We start from the raw sequence: 20,710 nt of genomic DNA, 5'->3' as shown, positions 1-20,710 counted from the left end.
ATAACGAGCCGGGCGTGATCGAGAGGTCATGGGTGCACGCCCTTCGCGCGCCGGAAATGGCGCACGCCGTACCAGGTGCCGGCCAGCAGCACGAGTTCCGCGGTGACCGTGGCCCATGCGGCGCCCATGACGCCGAAATCCGGGATCAAGGCGCCATTCAGCAAAATCGCCACGCCGGTGGCCCAGGCCATGGCGTAGACGCGATAGCGCATGTGCGAATCGGTGAGCAGTGCCGAGCCCATGGCGGTCGAGAGGAACCGGATCGGCGGGCACAACGACAACACGAGCAGGATCGCGACCACGCCGCGATACGCCTCGCCGAACACCAGCGGAATCACGAAGGGCGAAGCCACCGCCAGCGTCGCGGCGACCAGGACTCCCAGCGCGAACATGCCGACGTTGCCGCGCTTGTAGACCATCCAGAATTTCATCGGGTCGTGCGCGGCCCAGCGATGCAATTTCGAAAGCAGGAATTTCTGGTAGATCGTCGCGGGGATCAGGTAGATCGCGGTCATCACCGCCAGGCCGATCGCCCAGAAGCCCGCCTGCTTGTCGCTCCCGAGGTACTTCAGCAAGATCGTGCTGACCTGGAAGAACACCGGATACAGGATCGCGACCATGCCGAACGGCCAGGCCTGCGACCACAATTCCGACACGCGCGGTTCCTGCACGCGCGCGTGCGCCGAAGGTTCCGGCCCGTGGCCGCGCAGGTCGATCTCCCCGCGCATCACCGAGCGCAGCAGCGGCAAGGCCCAGAGGACCATCGCGAGCGAGATGACCGCGTAACTGGTCGCGACGAATCGCCCGGTGAGTTGCGGCACGAGCAACAGCGCAAGGGCGACGAGCAAACGGCTCACCGGGATCGCGAGTTGCCATCCGGCCATGCGCGCGTAGCGGTCTTCGAGACGGTACTTCGTGCTCAACATCTCGATGGTCAGGATGTGCAGCACGATGGGAATCAGCACGAGCAGGTCGTAGCGCGTGTCGGCATCGGGCGCGACGAACAACGCCCAGCCCGCGATGATCGCGATCGCCAGCGCGCAGGTGCCGACGGTGAAGCGCAACGACGGCGCGATCCAACGGCGCGCGGCCCATCCTTCCACGCCATAGACGCGCAGGCGGAATTGCGCGAGGCCGAAGCCCGCGAGCGGCGCGATCATCGTGACGGTGGCGAGCGACGAGGCGAACAGGCCGTAGTCGTCCGGCCCCAACTCGCGTGCGAGCAGCGTCTGCGTCAGGAACACGCACACCGCGCCGATGGCGGTGGCCGCACCCAACATCGAGATCGTCTTGAGCGCCCGTTTCCAACCGGGCATCAGCCATTGCGCGACGCGCGACGGGCTTTCCATCGTGACGGCGCCTGCCTGTTCCGAATCCATTTGAACGACCAGCCCCCTGCAATTCCGCGGACCTTATCGTCACGTACGTGAAGACGGGGTCGGACAGGGCAAAAAAAAGGGGGAAGCGCCCCCCAGCGCTTCCCCCCGCGGCGGGCCCGCGCGATGCGCGAAACCCTTCCGTCCTCTGAAACCTATTTGTAGTAGTTCGTGCCCACCGCGATGTTGGACGTGATGCCCCGCACCAGGATGTCGCGTTCCACCTTGCTCGAATACCCCGACATCGAGAAGTCCGAGCGGTCCACGATGCCGTTGCGGGCATAGTTGCCGTAGAACGTATTCTGGCTGATGTCGCAGCCGCTGGTGCCGTCCTGGAGGTAGATGCCGGTGGCGGAATTCATGCGGACGCTGCACTGCGTGATGGTCATCGCAGTACTGCCGACGGTAACGATCCCGCAGCTGCCGTTGTTCATCACCGTGCAGCGGCGGATGGTCGTGTTCTGCGAGCGCTTGTAGGCCAGCAGCCCGTACTTCTTGTTGCCCTTGAGCACGCAGTTCTCGATGGACACGCGGTCGGCGATGCCCGGGTCGTCCGGCTCGATGTCGATGCCGCACTCCGGCGCGGTGCCGTTGCTGTAGGAGAACTCGCTGTCGCGCACCGTGATGTTCGTGCCGCGGCCGATGGACAGGCCCTGCCGGCGGTTGTTGGTCGAGACGATGTTGGCCACGACGATGTCTTCGCACGGGATGGGCGCGGCGCCGTAGACGAGCGCGGCGCCGATGGACATGCCGTCGCCCCAGCAATCCGACAGGCGCATGTCGCGCACGGTGACGCGCTGCGAACCGCGCACGAACACCGCATGGCCCCACTCGCCCGTCGTGCCCAGGTGCGAGTAACGGTCGCCGACCACCTGCCCGCCCGAGATCTCCACGTCGCTGACCTTGTACGCGTAGACCACGTACGCCTTCTCGACGTTGTTGGGTTTGCAGACCAGCACCGCCTTCGGATCCAGGCGGAAGTGCATGTTGCTGCGCAGGACGATCGACTTCACCGCATCGACCAGGTAACGGCCGGCCGGCACGAACACCGTGCCCCCGTCGGCCGGCAGCGCCTTGATCGCTGCATTGATGGCCGCCGTATCGTCGTGGATGCCGTCGCCCTTCGCGCCGTAGTCGCGGACGTCGAGCACGCTGCCCCCCCGGGTGCGTGCGACCGGCAGGTAGACCGCCATCGACGAGGCCGCCGCGCCGAAGACCGTGCTCCCCAGCACGACCGGCGCCGCGGCCACGAGCGCGTTGCGCAGGAACGTGCGCCGCGCGATCCCCTTCCCCTGTGCGTCCATCGCCCCTCCCCTTCACGCCGTGCTCACATGGCGTTGCGGGGCGGATGTTGGCGCGCGGTTCCGCGTGAATACACGCGCGGAATTCGAGAAACGTGGACGCTGCCGCCAATTCACGGAGCTGACTGGGGGAAATCGCGGGTCCAGGCGGGGGCTTGGAACCCCTTCGACCGTGACCTTCTCCGCAACCTGCGCAAACCTCAGGCGAGGATTCAGTCCAGGCGGTTGTCGGCGGAGACCTTCGGCAGGTAGGCGTCGGCGGCCACTTCGAGGTGGTGGGCCCAGCGCGGGTCCTTGCCGAAGGTCGCCTTGCGCGGGCGGCCCGGCGCGTTGTCGGCGAAGGTGTTGCCGGCGATGTCGACGCCACGCGACTGCTTGCGCAGGGCGATGCCGACCTTGGCGTTGTCGCGGATGCGGTTGTTGCGGATCGACAGCCCGTTCGCGCCCACCGCGAGGATGCCCGGGTTGCGGTTGTCCTCGATGGTGCAATCGCGGATCAGCACGTCGTGCGTGTCGTGCCACACCTGGATGCCCGGCCCGCGGTTGCGCCGGACGAGGCATCGTTCGATGCGCACGTCCTTCGCGATGTCGCCCTTGTCGGGTTCGACATCGATGCCGGCCATCGGTGCGGTGCCGCCGGTATCGGACATCTCGCAATCGTGCACCCACACACGGCGCGAACGGCCGACGGTCAGGCCCTGGCGGCGATTGCCGATGAACTTCACGTTGGCGACTTCGACATCCATGCTCGGGCGCAGGTCGGTCTTGCTGCGCTTCTTGCCGCCGATCGACATGCCGTCGCCCCAGCAGCGCGAAATCTGCATGTCGCGCACGACGATGTTGCGCCCGTCGTAGATCGCGATGCCGTGGCCCCATTCGCCGTCGGTGCCCAGGTGGCGGTCGCGATCGCCGACGATGCGCCCGCCACTGATGCGCACGTCCTGCACCGCCTGCACGAGCAGCACGTATGCGCGCGGGGCGGCGTTCGGGATCGCATGCAGCTCGGCGCCGCGGGCCATCTTCAAATGAATGCCGCTGCGCAGGCGCACGCTGCGCAGCGGATCGATGCGATAGATGCCGCTGGGTACATCGACGGTGCCACCGTCGCGCAGCGAGTCGATGGCGTCCTGGAAGGCTTGCGTGTCGTCATGCGCGCCGTCGCCCTGCGCGCCGAAGGCGCGCACGCTCACCGCGCGAAGGGATTTCGCGAGCGCCCCGCCCCCCAGGGCGAGCATCATGCCGGTCGCTGCACCACGTGCGAGCACCGAACGTCGCGAAAATTTCAGGGTCATGCCTTCCCCGCGTCCGCGCGGCCGGTCAACCATGGCAGCAGGACGGCGAGCAGGTAGAACTTGGAAGCGTGGTACTTGTTGTCCATGCGCGTGCGATTGCGCTCCAGCCAGTGCGTCGCGCCCGGCAGGATGTGGCGCGCTTCGCGCGATTGCGCATGCACGGCGTCGAAGCGCGACTTCGCAAGCCCGCGCACGTCGAAACGGAAGCTGCCCTTGTGCGCGACGTACGGCAGATTGTCGAAGCGCGTCTTGATGTGCTGGCGCACGAGCACCTTGCTCATGCCCGTCACCGGGTCCATCTGCAGTTCGGCCGGCACCTCGTTGTAGACCCAGTCGCAGAAGTGCGGGTCGCAGAACGGGTACGCGATCTTCAGCGCGGTGGCCTCGGCGGTGTAGATGCCCTTCGCGAAACCGCCGGCGGCCGCTGCGATGGACAGCGACAACACGCGGTATTCCTCCGCGCTGGTCGCCGAGCGGATCTCCGAGAGGAACGGCACCAGGCGGTCGCGCGACTTGCGCGAGATGTCGCGCCCGAACAGCGCATCGACTTCGCCATCGGTGAAGCGCGAGCCGGGGAACACGCGCTCCACGGCGTTCATCTGCAACGTGCCGAGCGCGAAGCACAGCTCGAAGTTGTTGCTCACCCACGGCAGTTCCGTGGCCATCGCCGGCAGGCGGATGCCGCGCGCGAGCCACTTGAGCACCTTGTACTGCGAATTGACCGGAATGCCGAAATACGTATCGGATCCGAGCCCATCGACCATGCCGTCGCCGCCGCTGGCCTGGATCTCGAACGCGAGGTCCACGTACGAGAGCAACGCGAAATCCGCCGTCAGCGACGGCATCTTCGTGGCGACCGACAGGTAACGGTCGTACGCGCGCGCCGGATCGCACACCAACGCTTCATGGCGCAGGCCGAGCGTCGTGGCGACGGTCTTCGCCGACTCGACTTCGTTCTCTTCCACGCCGCCCAGGTACGTGATGCACGTGGTGTCCGGGCGCACGTCGGCGAGCGCGATCGCCATCGTCGTCGAATCCTTGCCGCCGCTTTGCAGCGACCACGGGCCGCGCATCGTCGCGCAGCTGTGCTCGATCGCCTGGCACAGGTGCGTGTGATACGCGTCGACCCAATCCTTCGACGGCGTGGCCTTGGCGTCGCGGCGCTTGCCGCTGTCGCGCCAGCGGAACTCGTACGCGGTCTCGCCGGCGGGATCGCGGCCGGCGAGGTTCGCCGACAGCGATTGCATGTCCTGCCCTTCGAAGATCGAATGGGGCGGGTACACGAAGCCGTTCCGCAACACGTCCGCCACGGACACATCGTCGATGCGGCGAGCACCGAGGTGCGCCGGGATCGGCGGCATCGAAACCGCCTGCATGGGTTGCGGGATCACGAGGGTCACGGCGGCGTCGGGCGGGTGCGATGCAACTGGATCCATGGGAGCACCACCGCCAACAGGTAGAACTTGGAGGCGTGGTACTTGTTGCCGAGGCGATGGCGATTGCGTTCGAGCCACGTCACGGCGCCGGGCAGCACGTCGCGCGCCTGCACCGCGAAATCGTGGACGGTGTCGAAGCGCTTTTCGGCCAGGCCGCGCACGTCGAAGCGGAAGCTGCCCTTCTTCTTCACGTACGGCAGTTCCGGGAAACGCGTGGCGATATGTTTGCGGACGAGCACCTTGTTCATCCTGGTCTGCGGATCGATCATTTCGTGCGGAGGGACTTCGCGATACACCCACTCCCTGAAACGCACATCGCAGAACGGATAGGACGCGTGCATGCCCAATGCGCTGCACGTGTACAGCCCCTTCGCGAACGCACCGGCCGAACCGGCGATCGACGTCGACATGTCGCGCCACTCGTCGAGGCTCTGGGCCGACGCGATCTCCGCCAGGAACGGCTGCAGCCGCGCCCGCGAGGCCTGCGACACCGGCTTGCCGAACAGCGCATCGACCTCCGCGTCCGTGAACCGCGAACCGGGGAACACCCGTTCGATGGACGTCATTTGCAGTGTGCCCAGCAAAAAGCAGAGTTCGAAGCTGCTGGAGACCAGCGGTAGCTCGGAGACCGTGGATGGCAGGCGCACGCCGCGCGCAAGGCGCATCAGGGTGCGCTGCTGCCGCGACATCGGCGTGCCGAAGTAGCTGTCGGCGCCGAGGCCATCGATCACGCCGTCACCGCCGCGGCCGGAAATCTCGGTCGCCAGGTCCACGTACGAGAGCAGCGCGAAGTCCGCGGTGAGCAGCGGCATGCGATCGGCGATGGCGAGATACCGGTCGTAGGCGCGCCCCGGATCGCACATCAACGTTTCGTGCCGCAGCCCGAGCGTGCGCGCGACGAAGGTGGCCGAATCGATTTCGTTCTCTTCCCGGCCGCCGAGATACGTGATGCAAGTGGCGTCGGGGCGCGCGTCGGCCACCGCGATGGCGAGCGTCGTCGAATCCTTGCCGCCGCTTTGCAGCAGCCAGGGGGACGCCACGTCGCGCGTGGACTCGGACACCGCTTCGCACAGCAGGCGGTGGTACGTGCCGACCCAGTCGAAGTCGTGGTCGGGGCGGCCGTCGGTTTCGCCGCGCTTGCCCGAGTCGCGGAACTTGAAATGGAATTCCGGCGCCGCGTGCATGTCCTGCGACGGCGAGAACCCGAAGGTCACCAGCTTGATGTCCTCGAAGATCGAGTGCGGCGGGAAGACGAAAGCGTTGCGCAGGATGTCGGCGACGGAAATGAAATCGATATTGCGCGCGGGGGACTGGGAACCGACCAACCCGGAGAAATCCGGGCGGCCGTAATACGGCGACATCGTGATCTGCATCGGGCCGCGGTAGGTGTCCACCGGGGATGCAAGCGTGCGCGCGTCGATTGTCGTGGTTGCATTCATGGGTCAGCGATAGGCCTTGTGCGTTCCGGTCTGCTGGCTCGGGAGGTACTCGTAATACGTGTACGCGTAGTGGCCGCCGCTGCGCTTCTGGACGCCGTTGAAGATCGCGCCCTTCACTTCCACGCCGTTCTGTTCCAGGCGCTGCTTGGCCAGCGCGATCTCGCGCTGCTGGTTCAGGCCGAAACGCACCACCATCAGGCACGTGCCGACCATGTGGCCGATCACCGCGGCGTCGGTCACCGCCAGCACCGGCGGCGTATCGATGATCACGATGTCGTAGTTCGGGCCGACCTGTTCGAGCATTTCGTTGAACGCGGGGTTCATCAGCAACTCGGAGGGATTCGGCGGGATCGAACCGCGCGAAATGAACGACATGTTCTCGGCGCCGGCGACTTTGCGGATCGCATCTTCCAGCGGGATCTGCCCGGCGATGAGCTCGGACAGGCCGCCTTCCGAACGCACGCCCACGGCGTGGTGCAACGTGCCGCGGCGCATGTCGGCGTCGATCAGCAACACGCGCTGGCCGGCCTGCGCCATGGTCACGGCGAGGTTGGCGCAGACGAAGGTCTTGCCGACGCCCGGGCTCGGCGCGGAGATCATCAGCAGGTTGTTCTTCGTCTTGAAGCGCGCGAAGTGCAGGCTCGTGCGCAGGCTGCGCAGCGCCTCCATCGCCAGGTCCGTCGGCGCGTTGAGCGCGAGCAGACGCTGGTGGCCGTTCGCGAAACGCGCCGGGTTGACCGTGAGTTCGCGGCCGCGCTCGCTGTACGGGATCGAGGCATAGACCGGCAGGCCGAGCAGTTCGATGTCCGCCGGGTCTTCGACGCCGCGACGCATCATCTGGCGCAGCAGCACGAAGGCAAACATCACCAGCGCGCCGAGCAGCGTGCCACCCAGGATCACCGGGATCGGCTTCGGCCATGCCGGGCTTTCATAGTCGACGGCGGCCGGATCGATCACGCGCGCGTTGCCGATCGCGCTGGCGCGCGCGATGTCGAGCTGCTGCGCCTGGTCGAGCAGGCTGGCGTAGGTCTGGTTGGTGACTTCGACGTCGCGCGTCAGGCGGAACAGGTTCTGCTGCGTTTCCGGCAACGCGGCGATCTGGCCGCGCAACTGCGCCTTCTGCGATTCGAACTGGCCGATCTGCGCGAGCAGCGCCTTGTACATCGGATGCTGCGGCGTGAAGCGGCTGGCCAGGTCCGCCTGCTGGATGCGCAACTGGCTGATGGCCGAGTCGATCGACACGGTCTGGTTCAACAGCGACTGGTTCTGCACGGTGACATCGAGCGTCTGCGTGCGCGTCTGGTACTGGGTCAACGCGGCCTGTGCCTTGTCGAGTTCCTTGCGCACGTTCGGCAGCTGGCGCTTGACGAACTGCAGGCGCTTGGCGGCTTCGGCCGAATTGCGCGCCACGTTCTGGTGCACGTACGCGCGGCTGATCTGCTCGAGCACCGAGCGGGCGAGGATCGGATCTTCGTTCTGGTAGCTCAGCGCGATGACGCCCGAATCGCGGCCCTGTTCCGACGCGCTGATGTCCTTGCGCAGCTGCGAGAGGATCGCCAGCGTGTTGAGGCGCGTGACTTCGAACTTCATGCCCGGGTTGGCGGCCATCTGGCGCACGAGCACGTTGACGCCGGCGGCCTGCGCGGGCTGGCCCACGAAGCCGTTGACCAGCACGTCGCCATCCGGGCCGTAGAGGGTGTAGCGATTCGAATCGCCGGCCACGAGCTTCAGCGGTTGGTCGACCAGTTCCTGCGGCACGTCGAGGCGCGCGATCGAAACGTGCTCGCCGCCCCACCCGTAACGCGCCATGCCGAACCAGGGGTCGTTGACCTCGTTCGGGTGGTCGGTGGTGAACGAACGCGCGATGTAATCGCCGAAGACCGGGAAGCGCGCGGCCTTGACCTGCACGTCGAGGTCCAGGTTGTCGAGCGCTTCGCTCAGCACGCTGCGCGAGGTGAGCAACTGGATCTCGGTGGTCGCCGGCGACTCGGCCTGCGCCGACTGCGCGGCGCTGTTGGCCGACAGGCCGGGGAATTGCGCGGTGCGCCGCTCCACCTGCACCGTCGCGTTGGCCTCGTACTTCGGCGTGGCGAGGACGCAATACAACACGCTCGCCAGGAAGAACATCAGCGTGCCGAAGAAGATCGCCTTCTTGTGGTCGCCCACCGTGGTGAACAGCGTGCGCAGGTCGATCTCCTCATCGCGGACCGAGGTCGGCGCGATGTGCGGAGGCGGCGTCGTGCGGGTGGAAAGGTAGGTCGCCATAAATCTCGCTCATGGATATGAAAAAGGTCGGTGCCAAGGCATCGACGTCGTTTCGGAACTTCCCTGCTCCGCGGGTTCGGCGGTTCCAACCGTCGACCCGCGACGTTGCCGGCCCCCTGCCGGCCCCCTTTCAAGGCCCTCAGGACACCTCTCGGACGCCTGCGCCGGCCGCGTAGCGCGGCAGCTCGGCTGCCGGCACCAACGGCACGACCGCGGCCGGGCTGGGCCGCATGGCGGCCAGCGCTTCCACGATCCGCTCGCACGCATCCACGCGCGGCCGTTCGTCGTTGCGCAGCATTTCCCACGCACGACGATCGGAGATGAGGTTGAGTACGACATCGGAGATCGTCTGCTCGTGAACGTCGATGCGGCGGACGTTCGGAACCTCGCTGGTGAGCGGTCCGGCCAATGCCGGCTCCCCCGCCCCGTTCAGGAGCAGGACAGGCTTTCCGAGCGGGGCGACCTCGGCGGCGCACTCGCCCGACAGGGCGAGCGAGAGATAAGCCGAGTCGGCCAGGTAGGCGAAGCCCAGGTAGTCGCCGGGGGCGACCAGGTGGATGTTGGCGAAGGCGCCGAGCATCCCGTCGATGCCGTCCATGTTTTTCGACGGCGGCATCAGGCAGACGACGTCGAGGTCGGGCCGGCGCAGCGCGATGCGGCGCAGCGCGCGGGCCAGCGGTTCGAGGCGTTCGCCCATCTTTTCGCGGCCCATCACCAGCAACATCGGCGCGTTTTCGCGCATGAAGCCGAAGCGGTGCGTCAGGTTGCGCTGCAGCGGGAGGTCTTCGTGCAGCCGGTCGACCGCCGTGTGCAGCGTGCGCGCGGCGGGGTCGCCGGTCACGAGGACCCGATCGGACGGCACACCGTCGGCCACCAGCGAACGGCTCACCGAATCGGTGGCGGTGAAATGCATCGCGGCGAGCGAGCTCATCACCTTGCGCCCCGCGTCCTGCGAGGCGCGCGCCGCGCCGCCCGCCGGCTCGACGCACGCGACCGGGATGTGCTGGTACGTCGCGGCGAGCGTCGTCGCCACGCTGGTCGGCGCGCCCGCGGGCACGACGACGACATCGGGATGGAAGTCGCTGAGCACGCGGTCGAGCGTGCCGAGCGCGGCGGAGGTCACCTGCGCGACGTCGTCGACTTCGGCGAGCGTGATGCGCACGTCGGGCGCCAGGTCGAACAGATCGAGCACGCCTTCGGAATGGCTGCCGGCGGGCGATGCGATGCACACGCGCGTTTCGAAGCGTGCATCGCGCGACATCTGTTCGACGATCGGCGCGATCTGCGCGGCATCCGTCGACGCGCTGAGCACGTAGAGGGCCTTCATCACGCCCGACGCGGGCGCATCGGCGGTCAGCGGCACGCGCTCTTCGACCGTCGCCTGCGGCGCGGTGACGACCGGCGCCACGCGTTGCGGGACCAGCTTGGCGAGCGCGGCGATCGCCTGCGGCAGCTTCGCCAGGTACAGCGCGAAGACGAACGCGAAGGCGCCGAGGCTCGCCATTTCCGGCAGGTTGCGCAGCACGAAGCCGATGCCGCCCATCGCCAGGCCCGCGGCGACGATGATGGCCAGCGTGGCGCGCGCGTTGAAGCCGGCGTCGCACAGCAGGTGGTGCAGATGCTGGCGGTCGGGTTCGAACGGCGAGCGCCCGAGGCGCACGCGGCGATGCATGACGCCGATGGTGTCCATGACCGGAATCGCCACGCACCACAGCGTGTCGACCGGCGCGAGCACGCCGACCTTGCCGTGGCTCAAGTAGATCAGCGACCACGCCATCAGGAAGCCGATGAGCGTGCTGCCCGCATCGCCCATGAAGATCTTGCGGCCGTCGGGCCAACCCAGGTTCACGGCGAGATACGGCACGAGCGCGGCGAACAGCACCTGCAACAGCAGGACCACGCCCAGCGCCGGCCAGCCGCCGTTCGCGAACAGCAGGATCGAACCGATGCTCACCATCGCCATGCCCGCGGCGAGGCCGTCGATGCCGTCCATCATGTTGAACGCGTTCACCAGGCCGATGACCGCGACGATCGTGATCGGAATGCCGAGCAGGCCCAGCTGCAGGTCGAAGCCCTCGCCCAGGAGGTGGCCCGCGCTATCCAGGTAGATGCCGGTGGCGCCGATCACCAGCCAGGCGGTGCACGCCTGGATGACCAGGCGCGACTTGACGCTCATGTTGCTCAGGTCGTCGACCGCGCCCGTCATGACGATCAACGCGCACGGCACGAGCAGGCTCGCCACGAACGCGTCGACATATCCGAGGTACGTCAGTCCTGCCACCGTGCCGAGGAAGAAGCACAGCCCACCGATCAACGGAACGCGGCCCTTGTGCGCCTTGCGTCCGCCGGGCTTGTCCACGAGACCCAATCGCTTCGCCAACGGGCGCAGCGAAAAGATCGCGAAGAGGGTGACGGCCAGGGCGATCGCACTCGCGGCCACCAGTTTTGCTTCTTCCATGCGCGCCTCTCGATGACCAGGTCATGGGGGGCAGCGCGAATCGTTCGCCGTTCGCCCCCCCTCGCCTGCAGCCCCGCACCGTTAACGCCCCGGTGCATGGCTTCAGGTTCGAAAAGGCTATGGATGAGGACTTGACGAAAAGATGAAGAAAAACAGTTAAATGGAAATGGACGGGCGCCGCTGGTCGAATCGTTCAGGCGCGTTCGTCGTTTTGGCCGGTGCCGCGGCCGGCGTGCGTTCTTCGCTGCGAGACGGCATCAAAGGTGCATTCGCCACGCGTACAGCATCCGGTCGATCCGGCCGTACGCGTCCTCGAAGATCGGCAGGGTCTTCCCGTAAGGATCCGGCACCTCGGCATCCCCTTCCCATTTGCCGACCAGGAATGTCTTTCCGCGCGCCTGCGGGGCGATCGAATGGATCGCGCCGATGTGCCGGCGCTGCATCGCGAGCACCAGGTCGGCCTGCGAGATCATCGCCTCGGTGATCTGCCGCGCGGCATGCCCTTCCGCGGAGAGCCCGTTGTCGCGCAAGACGCGCTCGGCGAGCGGATCGACGGGATTGCCGACGAGCGCGGCGAGCCCCGCGGACTCGACGACGACCTCGTCCCCGCCGCCCATGTACTTGCGCAGCACGACTTCGGCCATGGGCGAGCGACAGATGTTGCCGACGCAGACGATCAGGATGCGGTTGATCATCCGCGCAGTCTAAGGCGACTGGCGTGGTTGCGGCCGATGGAGGCCCGATGTGACGTTGCCTCTGCGAGGCCCGTCGCCTTCGACATTGGGGATGTCCATGCAACCCGTCCTGCCGTTGACCCACCCCTTCACCCTGCTCCACGTGATCCTGAGCCTGGTCGCCATCGTGGCGGGATTGATCGTCGCCAAGGGCCTGCTCGCATCGAACCGCATGCCGGGATGGACGACGCTGTTCCTCTGGACCACGGTGGCCACGACGGTGACCGGGTTCTTCTTTCCGTTCCGCGGGTTCACGCCGGCGATCGGCACGGGCATCGTGTCGGCGCTCGTCCTCGTGCCGACGTTGTTCGCGCTGTATGGGCGCAAGTTGCACGGCGCGTGGCGGTGGGTCTACGTCGTCGGCGCGATGATCTCGCTGTATCTCAACGTGTTCGTGCTCGTCGTGCAGGCGTTCGCGAAGGTCCCGTGGCTGCACGTGCTGGCGCCGACGCAGGCCGAACCGCCGTTCGCCATCGCGCAGGGCGTCGTGCTGTTGTTGTTCGTCGCGTTGACCGTGCTCGCCGTGCGGCGGTTCCATCCGACGCGCTGATGCGCACGCCCGCGATCCAGTTGTCGGTGCGCGCCGCGGTCGCGGCCGCGCTCGCCTGGTGGATCGCCGATGCATTGCACGCGCACTATGCGATCTACGCGCTGATCGCGGCGGTGCTGGTGACGGATCTGTCGCCGGCGAACAGCCGTCGCCTGGCATTGCAACGCCTCGCGGGCACCTTGGTCGGCGCGATGGTTGGTGCGCTGTTGTTGCCGTGGCTCGACATCCGCGCCATCGCGCTCGGCGTGGCGATCCTCGCGGCGATGTTGCTCGCATTCGCGCTACGGCTGGAGAACGCCGGCGCACGCGTCGCCGGTTACGTCGCGGCGATCGTCATGCTGGCGCACGGCGACGATGCGTGGCAGTACGCGTTCGACCGCGCGTGGGAAACGATCGTCGGGATCGGCGTGGCGTTGCTCGTGGGGCTCGTACCGCTGTGGATGCGCGAACGCCGGACGAAGTGAGCGTTACGCGCGAGCGAGCGAGGCGAAGACAGATTCGATGCGCTCCGCGTCCTTCGACTTGTCGTGCATCCACTCGCCACGCTTGACGTAGAAATGGCCGTGGTTGTGGATCAACTCGCGGCAGCCGCAGAGCGCCGCGGCCTCCGTGGGATACGTGCACACGGCCATGATCCGCGCGTTCTGGATCGCGACGTTGACGATCGTTTCGTACGCCATGAAGCGCGACATGCTGTCGTCGTCCTGCACCCACGCGACGCTGCCCGAGGCGCGCAGCCCGGAATACCCCTTCGAATTGGCATCGGCACCCATTGACGCGAACTGATGACTCAGTTGCTCCGGCGCCTTCACCGTGCCGTTGGGGTCGGTGTAGAACTCCGTGTAGTGGCGGATCTGCATCTGGCCTTTCGCCAAGTACACATCGAGATTCGGCACGACTGCCGCGAGCGCAGTGCGCGCTTCCTCGATGGTCAGATCGCCGACGAGCCACGCGCACGCTTCGTTCCGGTCGAGGCCCTGTTTGAAGTACGGCACCAGCATGTCGAGCTGGTCCTGCTTGGTGTCGTAGAACTGGCACACGTGCGAGCCCCACGGCAGGTCGAGCAGCGCCTTGTCCGCCGCGACGGGCAGCGTGATCACGCCCTTCGAAATCAGATACAGGACCAACTCCGCCGCGGTGTCCACGGACAGGTGCTTCGCATCCAGGTCGGGCATGTGCGCCGCCAGGCCTGCGAGGGTATGCGCGTCCTCCGGGATGCCGGCGACGACGAGCTTCTTGCGAAGCGCTTCTTTCGGGAATCGGGCGTCAGTCATCGGTGAATTGTAGGAGGCGGCGAATGCGCCGCCGCGCCCGCCGCGCGCACTGGAGGCGTCAAATCACGAACCGGCTGAACGGTTCAGGTTCGCTCACCGCGCCTGGCGAAACGAACGTCCCATGAGCCACACGGCCAACGTGGTCACCACCGATGCCAGGAGCGCGGCCTGCAGCGGAAAGCTGCCGGCGTCCAGCACGCCCGGAAGGGGCCGCGTCACGAAGTGGCGGTTCAACGGCGACAGCCAGATCGCAAGCGCGAGGAGACATTCGAACAAGAGCGCGCCGACAAGCCAGACCGCGCGATCCTTGCGCGCACCGAGCAAACGCCACTGCACGAACGCGGCGACCAGGTACACCGGCCCCCAGGACAGGACCAGCAGCAAAGCGAACTCACCTGCGGTGATGGATTCCATTCGATTCCCCTTTCGGCTTCATGGCGCCGCGCGACACCCCAATGGTTGCACGCAATCCCTCGGTCAGGTCGGGTTAGCCCCACCCGACCGGGGGAGTCACGAAGAGCGATCCCTTCGTTCTCCCTGATTGGAAGCCGTTTGCAGCTTCCCTGGCGCCGGCCTTCCCCTGTTCCGGCGCATCAAAGGAGGACATATGCGGATCAATCGTACGTTGTGCCTGCTCGCCCTGGCGCTCGTCGCGACGACGGCCATCGCCCAGAGTCGCCGGCCCCATTTCCTGCGCGCGCCCAGCGCGTCGCTCGGCTCGCCGAGGGTCATCGTGCAATGGACGGAAGTCGAGCTCCTGAAGCACGAGAACGTCAGCTACATCGCGAGCGCGAAAGCCGGGGCGCACTACCAGTGCGTCTACCGCAGCAACCAACGCCCGTCCGCGACGCATCAGGAAGACGTGCTGGTCAACGTATCCGTGGGTGGCACATTCACGGCCGACAAGTACGGGAAGATCTCCGACAAGTTGATCATCCCCGCGCCGCAACCCACGTTGGTCTGCCCGAGCAACCAGGTCCTGACACTGGTCTCCGTGGTGTTCACCGATATCCGGCTGACGGACGTGAGCAACTACGTCTCGTCGCCGACCCACCCCTCGGCACTGTCGTACAAAGCCGAATGCGCGCACTGACGCGCGGGAACAGGCCGTAAAAGAAAAAGAGCCTGCAAGGTGTGCACCCTGCAGGCCCTTCGTTTCTACTGGTGCCGGAAATAGGAATCGAACCTACGACCTACGCATTACGAATGCGCCGCTCTACCAACTGAGCTATTCCGGCTGAGCCGTGAATTCTAGGGGGCCGCGGGGGCGCAGGTCAAACGCCGGGCGACTTGGACAGGGCCCGGTCGGCGAAAACGTCCCATCGCCCGCTGCCCGGCACGCCGAGGCGTCAATCGACCAGCGTGACGCGCAATTCCTTCGGCAGCGCGAACACCATGTCTTCGGGCTTGCCATCCAGCTCGCGCACGCCCCCGGCGCCGAGTTCGCGCAGGCGCGCGATCACGCCGCGCACCAGCACGTCGGGCGCGGACGCGCCGGCGGTGACGCCGATGTGGTGGCGGCCCACCACCCAGCGCGGATCGATTTCGCTCGCGCCGTCGATGAGGTGCGCTTCGACGCCTTCGCGCTCGGAGAGCTCGCGCAGGCGATTGGAATTGGAACTGTTGGGGGAGCCGACGACCAGGACAAGGTCGCATTCGCGCGTGAGTTCGCGCACGGCGTCCTGGCGGTTCTGCGTCGCGTAGCAGATGTCGTCGTTCTTCGGGCCCTGGATCAGCGGGAAGCGCAGGCGCAACGCATCGATGATGCTGCGCGTGTCGTCGACCGAGAGCGTCGTCTGCGTGGTGTACGCGCAGTTTTCCGGCTGGGCGATGTCGATGGTCGCCACGTCGTCGATGTCCTCGACGATGTAGATGCGGCCGTTGCCGGCCTGCGCGCTCCACTGGCCCATCGTGCCTTCGACTTCCGGGTGCCCGGCGTGGCCGATGAGCACCATGTCGCGCCCTGCCCTGCACTGGCGCGCCACTTCCAGGTGCACCTTGGTCACCAGCGGGCACGTGGCGTCGAACACCTTCAGGCCGCGGCGCGCGGCTTCCTGGCGGACGGCCTGCGACACGCCGTGCGCCGAGAAGATGACCGTCGCGTTGTCGGGCACCTCGTCGAGTTCCTCGACGAAGACCGCGCCGCGATGCTTGAGGTCGTCGACGACGAAGCGGTTGTGCACCACTTCGTGCCGCACGTAGATCGGCGCGCCGAGCAGTTCGAGCGCGCGCTTGACGATCTCGATCGCGCGGTCGACCCCGGCGCAGAACCCGCGCGGATTGGCCAGCAGGATATCCATGGCCACGATTATCGCGCGTCCTGCGGCCGCTTGCCTTGCAGCAACCCGAACAGCGCGATGCCCACGGCCCCGACCACGATGGCCGAATCGGCCACGTTGAAGGCGGGCCAGGCGTGTTCCTGCCAGTGCCACTGGATGAAATCGACCACGTGGCCGTGGCGCAGGCGGTCGATCACGTTGCCCAGCGCACCGCCGATGACCAGCGCGAAGGGCAGCGCCGTGCGCCAGTCGCGGCGCGGGGTGCGCGAGAGCCAGAACGCCAGCAGGCCGCTGATCACGAACGCCAACGCCGTGAACATCCACTTCTGCCAGCCGCCGGCGTCGCTCAGGAAACTGAAGGCCGCGCCGGTGTTGTAGCTGCGGTACCAGTTCCAGAAGCCGTCGATGACGACCACCGGTTGGTATTCCGGCAGGCTCGACAGGACCCAGGACTTCGACAGCTGGTCGAGCACGATGATCGCGACGGACAGCAGCAGCCACGACAGTGCATTGGGGGAAGCGCGCATCAGAAGAACATCCTCGTTTCGCCGGGGCCTTCGATATTGCTCACGCAGCGTCCGCAGATCTGCGGATGCGCCGCGACCGCGCCGACATCGCCGCGATGCTGCCAGCAGCGCACGCACTTGGTCTTCTGCGTGGGCGCGGCAGTGACGCCGATCTCGTGCGCGTTGTCGTCGGCCACGATGTGCACGTCGCCGCTGATCAACAGGAAACGCAGCTCGTCGACGAAGGGCGCGAGCCAGTTCTGGTGCGACACGCCGCAATGCAGGCCGATCTCGGCTTCCAGCGCCGCGCCGATCGCGCCGTTGGCGCGCATCGGCTCGAGCACCTTGGCCACGTCGTCGCGCAAAGCGAGCAGGCGCTCCATGTCCTCGACGCTCAGCACCGCGTCGTCGCCCAGCGGCGCCAGGCCTTCGTACCACGTCGCGAACAACACGTTGTCCTCGCGCTTGCCGGGGATGTGCGCCCACATTTCGTCCGCGGTGAACGAGAGGATCGGCGCGATCCAGCGCACGAAGGCTTCGGCGATCCGGTACATCGCCGACTGCGCCGAACGCCGCGCGGGCGAATCCTCGCGCAGCGTGTAGAGGCGGTCCTTGGTGACGTCGAGGTACAGCGCACCGAGGTCCACGCTGCAGAAGTTGCCGAGCGCCTGCACGATCTCGGCGAAGTCGTAACGCGCGTAGGCGTCGGCGATCTTCGCCTGCATCTCATGGGCGCGATGCACGATCCAGCGGTCGAGCGCGACCATCGCATCCAGCGGCGCGAGGTCGCGCGCGGGGTCGAAGCCGTGCAGGTTGCCGAGCAGGAAGCGCGCGGTGTTGCGGATGCGGCGGTACACGTCGCCGTTGCGCTTGAGGATCTCGTCGGAGACGGAGATCTCGTTGCGGTAGTCGGTCGAGGCGATCCACAGGCGCAGCACGTCCGCGCCCATCTGGTCGATGACCTTCTGCGGCTCGATCACGTTGCCGAGGGACTTCGACATCTTGCGGCCGTTCTGGTCGACGGTGAAGCCATGCGTCAGCACCTGGCGGTACGGCGCGTCGCCATCCATCGCCACGCCCGTGAGCAGCGAGGACTGGAACCAACCTCGGTGCTGGTCGGAGCCTTCGAGATAGATGTCGGCCGGCTTGCGCAGTGCGTCTTCCGGGCGCTGCGCGAGCACGCATTCGTGGCTGACGCCGGAGTCGAACCAGACGTCGAGGATGTCGCGCACCTTTTCGTACTTCGACGCCTCGCTTCCCAGCAGTTCCGACGCATCGAGCGCGTACCACGCGTCGACGCCCGATTCCTGCACGCGGTCGGCCACCTGGCGCATCAGCGCCGGGGATTCGGGATGCGGCTCGCCGGTTTCGCGATCGATGAACAGCGCGATCGGCACGCCCCACGTGCGCTGGCGCGAGATGCACCAGTCGGGGCGGCCTTCGACCATCGCGAAGATGCGCGCCTCGCCCCAGTCGGGGAAGAATTCGACGCGACCGATCGCGGCGAGCGCATCGCGGCGCAGGCCGGCCTGTTCCATCGAGATGAACCATTGCGGCGTCGCGCGAAACGCCACCGGCGTCTTGTGGCGCCAGCAATGCGGATAGCTGTGCACGAGCGTGGCGTGCGCGAGCAAGGCGCCGTTGCCGCGCAGCACTTCGACCAGCGCGTCGTTCGCCTTCCAGATGTGCAGGCCGGCGAGCGTGGTGTCGTTCGCCGCCGGCGTCGACGGCAGGTAAACACCGCGGCCATCGACGGGATTCACCTGCGCCGCGGTGTAGGCATCGGTCAGGCCGTAACGCAGGCCGACCGCGAAGTCTTCCTGGCCGTGGCCCGGCGCGGTGTGCACGGCCCCCGTGCCGTCTTCGGCCGACACATGGTCGCCGAGGATCAGCGGGATCTCGCGGTCGTAGAACGGATGGCGCAAACGCTGGCCTTCGAGTTCGACGCCCTGCGCGCGGGCGTGCACGACGTAATCCTCCACGCCGTAACGCGCGAGCGCCTGCTCCGCGAGCGCCTCGGCGAGCACCAGCCACAAGCGCTTGCCGCCCTGCTGCGGGCCTTCGACCAGCACGTAGTCGAGTTCCGGTCCCAGCGTGACCGCGAGGCTGGCGGGCAGCGTCCACGGCGTCGTCGTCCAGATCGGCACGGCGATGTCGGTGCCTTCGGGCAATGCGATGCCGAACGCCGAGGCGAGCGATTGCGGTTGCTTCGCGCGGTACGCGACGTCGATGGCTGGCGACGCCTTGTCCTGGTATTCGATCTCCGCTTCGGCGAGCGCCGAACCGCAATCGAAGCACCAGTGCACCGGCTTCACGCCGCGCGCCAGGTGGCCGCGTTCGATGATCTTCGCCAGCGAGCGCAGCATGTCCGCTTCGTAGCGGAAGTCCATCGTGCGATACGGGTTTTCCCACGCGCCGACGATGCCCAGGCGCTTGAAGCCGCCGCGCTGCACGTCGATCTGCTCGGCGGCATATTCGCGGCACTTGGCGCGGAAGGCGTCGGCGTCGAGCTTGTCGCCGACCTTGCCGAACTTCTTCTCGACGACCAGCTCGATCGGCAGGCCGTGGCAATCCCAACCCGGCACGTACGGCGCGTCGAAGCCCGCGATGAGCTTGGACTTCACGACGATGTCCTTGAGCACCTTGTTGACCGCGTGGCCGATGTGGATCGGGCCGTTGGCGTACGGCGGGCCGTCGTGCAGCACGAACGTCGGACGGCCCTGGGCCTTGGCGCGGATCTGCGCGTAAAGGCCGGAGGCCTCCCAGCGCTTGAGCGTTTCGGGCTCGCGCTTGGGCAGGTCGCCGCGCATCGGGAAATCCGTCGCGGGCAAGTGGATCGTGGACTTGTAATCCTGGGTCACGCGCACGCCTGTTGCGAAAGGGAAGAGAGGAGTTCGCGCGCCTGGCGCGCGTCGCGATGGATCTGTTCGACCATCGCGGGCAAATCGGTGAAGGTGAGTTCGTCGCGCAAGTGCGCCACGAATTCCACGCTGATGCGGCGACCGTACAGGTCGCCGTCGAAGTCGAACAGGTGCGCTTCGAGCAACGGCTCCACGCCCGCGACCGTCGGGCGCGTGCCGAAGCTGGAGACCGAGTCGATCGGCGCGCCGCCCAGGCCATGCACGCGCGTGGCGAAGATGCCCTGCAACGGCGGACGGCGACGCCCGTAGCGCAGGTTCGCCGTCGGATACCCGAGCGTGCGTCCCAGTTGCTTGCCGCGCACGACGCGGCCGTCGATCGCGTAGCGGCGGCCCAACAACCGCGCCGCCGTATCGAAGTCGCCCGTCGTCAGCGCGCCGCGGATGCGCGTGCTGGAGACGCGTTCGCCTTCCACGAGGATGGGGTCGATCGCGTGCGATTCAAATGCGTCGAACGTGCGCAGCAATGCGAGGTCGCCGGCGCGGCCCTTGCCGAACCGGAAGTCGGGGCCGATCCAGACTTCGCGCGCGGAGAGGCGGCCGACCAACATGTCGCGGACGAATCGTTCGGCGGTCATCGAGGCCAGCCTGCCGTCGAAGCGCAGCAGGCCGACGACGTCGATGCCGAGATCGCGCAGGCCTTCGAACTTTGCACGGGCGAGCGTGAGGCGCGGCGGGGGTTCGGATTGCGCGAAGAACTCGCGCGGCAGCGGCTCGAAGGTCAGCGCGACGGCGGGCGCGCCCAGCGCGCGCGCACGCTCGACCGCGTGGCGCACCAGCGCGCGATGGCCGAGATGCAGGCCGTCGAAGGCGCCGATGCAGACCACGCTGCCTTGGGGGCACAAAGGCCCGCCTTCGACGTCACGGAACAGCCTGCTCATG

17 protein-coding genes and 1 tRNA gene are annotated in these 20,710 nt (G+C 67.1%); 3 read left to right on the top strand and 15 right to left on the bottom strand.

Annotated features, from left to right (window positions below; all coding sequences use genetic code 11):
* Window positions 1-26 precede the first annotated feature (26 nt).
* The 8 genes from LF41_RS04815 to LF41_RS04780 all read right to left on the bottom strand — a co-directional run bounded on the left by LF41_RS04815 (window position 27) and on the right by LF41_RS04780 (window position 12,262).
* Window positions 27-1,379, bottom strand: coding sequence for a lipopolysaccharide biosynthesis protein (locus LF41_RS04815; RefSeq protein ID WP_052116148.1), 1,353 nt, complete (start codon window positions 1,377-1,379; stop codon window positions 27-29).
* Window positions 1,380-1,531: 152 nt separating this feature from the next.
* Window positions 1,532-2,680 carry a glycosyl hydrolase family 28-related protein gene (locus tag LF41_RS16040; RefSeq protein ID WP_052116147.1) on the bottom strand — a complete coding sequence of 383 codons (1,149 nt, stop codon included), beginning with the start codon at window positions 2,678-2,680 and terminating at the stop codon, window positions 1,532-1,534.
* Window positions 2,681-2,889: 209 nt separating this feature from the next.
* Window positions 2,890-3,969, bottom strand: a complete 1,080-nt coding sequence (locus LF41_RS04805) for a right-handed parallel beta-helix repeat-containing protein (RefSeq protein WP_161786916.1) — start codon at window positions 3,967-3,969, stop codon at window positions 2,890-2,892.
* Window positions 3,966-5,369: an asparagine synthase-related protein gene (locus tag LF41_RS16665; RefSeq protein ID WP_036166669.1), complete on the bottom strand. Its 1,404-nt coding sequence runs from the start codon at window positions 5,367-5,369 to the stop codon at window positions 3,966-3,968. The genes LF41_RS04805 and LF41_RS16665 overlap by 4 nt, the downstream gene beginning before the upstream one ends.
* On the bottom strand, window positions 5,366-6,844 hold the full coding sequence (locus LF41_RS04795; protein ID WP_084073388.1) for an asparagine synthase-related protein: 1,479 nt from the start codon (window positions 6,842-6,844) through the stop codon (window positions 5,366-5,368). Before LF41_RS04795 ends, LF41_RS16665 begins: the two co-directional genes overlap by 4 nt.
* Window positions 6,845-6,847: 3 nt before the next feature.
* Window positions 6,848-9,109: a polysaccharide biosynthesis tyrosine autokinase gene (locus LF41_RS04790; RefSeq protein WP_052116146.1), complete on the bottom strand. Its 2,262-nt coding sequence runs from the start codon at window positions 9,107-9,109 to the stop codon at window positions 6,848-6,850.
* Window positions 9,110-9,248: 139 nt separating this feature from the next.
* A complete protein-coding gene (locus LF41_RS16035; protein ID WP_052116145.1) occupies window positions 9,249-11,567 on the bottom strand; it encodes a UDP-N-acetylglucosamine 2-epimerase in 2,319 nt (772 codons plus the stop codon).
* A gap of 257 nt (window positions 11,568-11,824) precedes the next feature.
* Window positions 11,825-12,262 (bottom strand): low molecular weight protein-tyrosine-phosphatase, encoded by a 438-nt coding sequence (locus tag LF41_RS04780; protein ID WP_036166663.1) that lies wholly within the window; start codon window positions 12,260-12,262, stop codon window positions 11,825-11,827.
* 91 nt (window positions 12,263-12,353) lie between these two features.
* On the opposite strand from LF41_RS04780, the gene LF41_RS04775 reads away from it, so the two are divergent.
* Entirely contained in the window at window positions 12,354-12,851 is a 498-nt protein-coding gene (locus LF41_RS04775) for a hypothetical protein (RefSeq protein WP_202594021.1), read from the top strand.
* Complete coding sequence (locus tag LF41_RS04770; RefSeq protein WP_052116144.1) at window positions 12,851-13,315, top strand: FUSC family protein; 465 nt, start codon at window positions 12,851-12,853, stop codon at window positions 13,313-13,315. Before LF41_RS04775 ends, LF41_RS04770 begins: the two co-directional genes overlap by 1 nt.
* Before the next feature lie 3 nt (window positions 13,316-13,318).
* Here LF41_RS04770 and LF41_RS04765 read toward each other — a convergent pair whose 3' ends face one another.
* Together LF41_RS04765 and LF41_RS04760 are read right to left on the bottom strand one after the other, a co-directional pair.
* A complete protein-coding gene (locus LF41_RS04765) occupies window positions 13,319-14,125 on the bottom strand; it encodes an MEDS domain-containing protein (RefSeq protein ID WP_036166660.1) in 807 nt (268 codons plus the stop codon).
* 93 nt (window positions 14,126-14,218) lie between these two features.
* Complete coding sequence (locus LF41_RS04760) at window positions 14,219-14,539, bottom strand: hypothetical protein (RefSeq protein WP_036166657.1); 321 nt, start codon at window positions 14,537-14,539, stop codon at window positions 14,219-14,221.
* A gap of 193 nt (window positions 14,540-14,732) precedes the next feature.
* Here LF41_RS04760 and LF41_RS04755 point away from each other — a divergent pair, with 193 nt between their 5' ends.
* Entirely contained in the window at window positions 14,733-15,218 is a 486-nt protein-coding gene (locus tag LF41_RS04755) for a hypothetical protein (protein WP_036166654.1), read from the top strand.
* Between the two features lie 69 nt (window positions 15,219-15,287).
* On the opposite strand, the gene LF41_RS04750 is transcribed toward LF41_RS04755, so the two are convergent.
* From LF41_RS04750 to LF41_RS04730, 5 genes are all read right to left on the bottom strand, one after another.
* A tRNA-Thr gene (locus LF41_RS04750) sits at window positions 15,288-15,363 on the bottom strand.
* Window positions 15,364-15,474: 111 nt separating this feature from the next.
* Entirely contained in the window at window positions 15,475-16,425 is a 951-nt protein-coding gene (gene ispH, locus LF41_RS04745) for a 4-hydroxy-3-methylbut-2-enyl diphosphate reductase (protein WP_036166651.1), read from the bottom strand.
* A gap of 8 nt (window positions 16,426-16,433) precedes the next feature.
* Window positions 16,434-16,931, bottom strand: coding sequence for a signal peptidase II (gene lspA, locus LF41_RS04740; protein WP_036166648.1), 498 nt, complete (start codon window positions 16,929-16,931; stop codon window positions 16,434-16,436).
* Window positions 16,931-19,771 (bottom strand): isoleucine--tRNA ligase, encoded by a 2,841-nt coding sequence (gene ileS / locus LF41_RS04735; protein WP_036167039.1) that lies wholly within the window; start codon window positions 19,769-19,771, stop codon window positions 16,931-16,933. The genes lspA and ileS overlap by 1 nt, the downstream gene beginning before the upstream one ends.
* Window positions 19,768-20,709, bottom strand: coding sequence for a bifunctional riboflavin kinase/FAD synthetase (locus LF41_RS04730; RefSeq protein ID WP_036166645.1), 942 nt, complete (start codon window positions 20,707-20,709; stop codon window positions 19,768-19,770). The genes ileS and LF41_RS04730 overlap by 4 nt, the downstream gene beginning before the upstream one ends.
* Window position 20,710: the final 1 nt, after the last annotated feature.

The sequence above is a fragment of the Lysobacter dokdonensis DS-58 genome (assembly GCF_000770795.1).
In the GTDB taxonomy this organism is placed as follows: domain Bacteria; phylum Pseudomonadota; class Gammaproteobacteria; order Xanthomonadales; family Xanthomonadaceae; genus Noviluteimonas; species Noviluteimonas dokdonensis.
The sequence above is the reverse complement of the archived record's forward strand: the minus strand, read 5'-3'. Positions and strand labels throughout refer to the sequence as shown.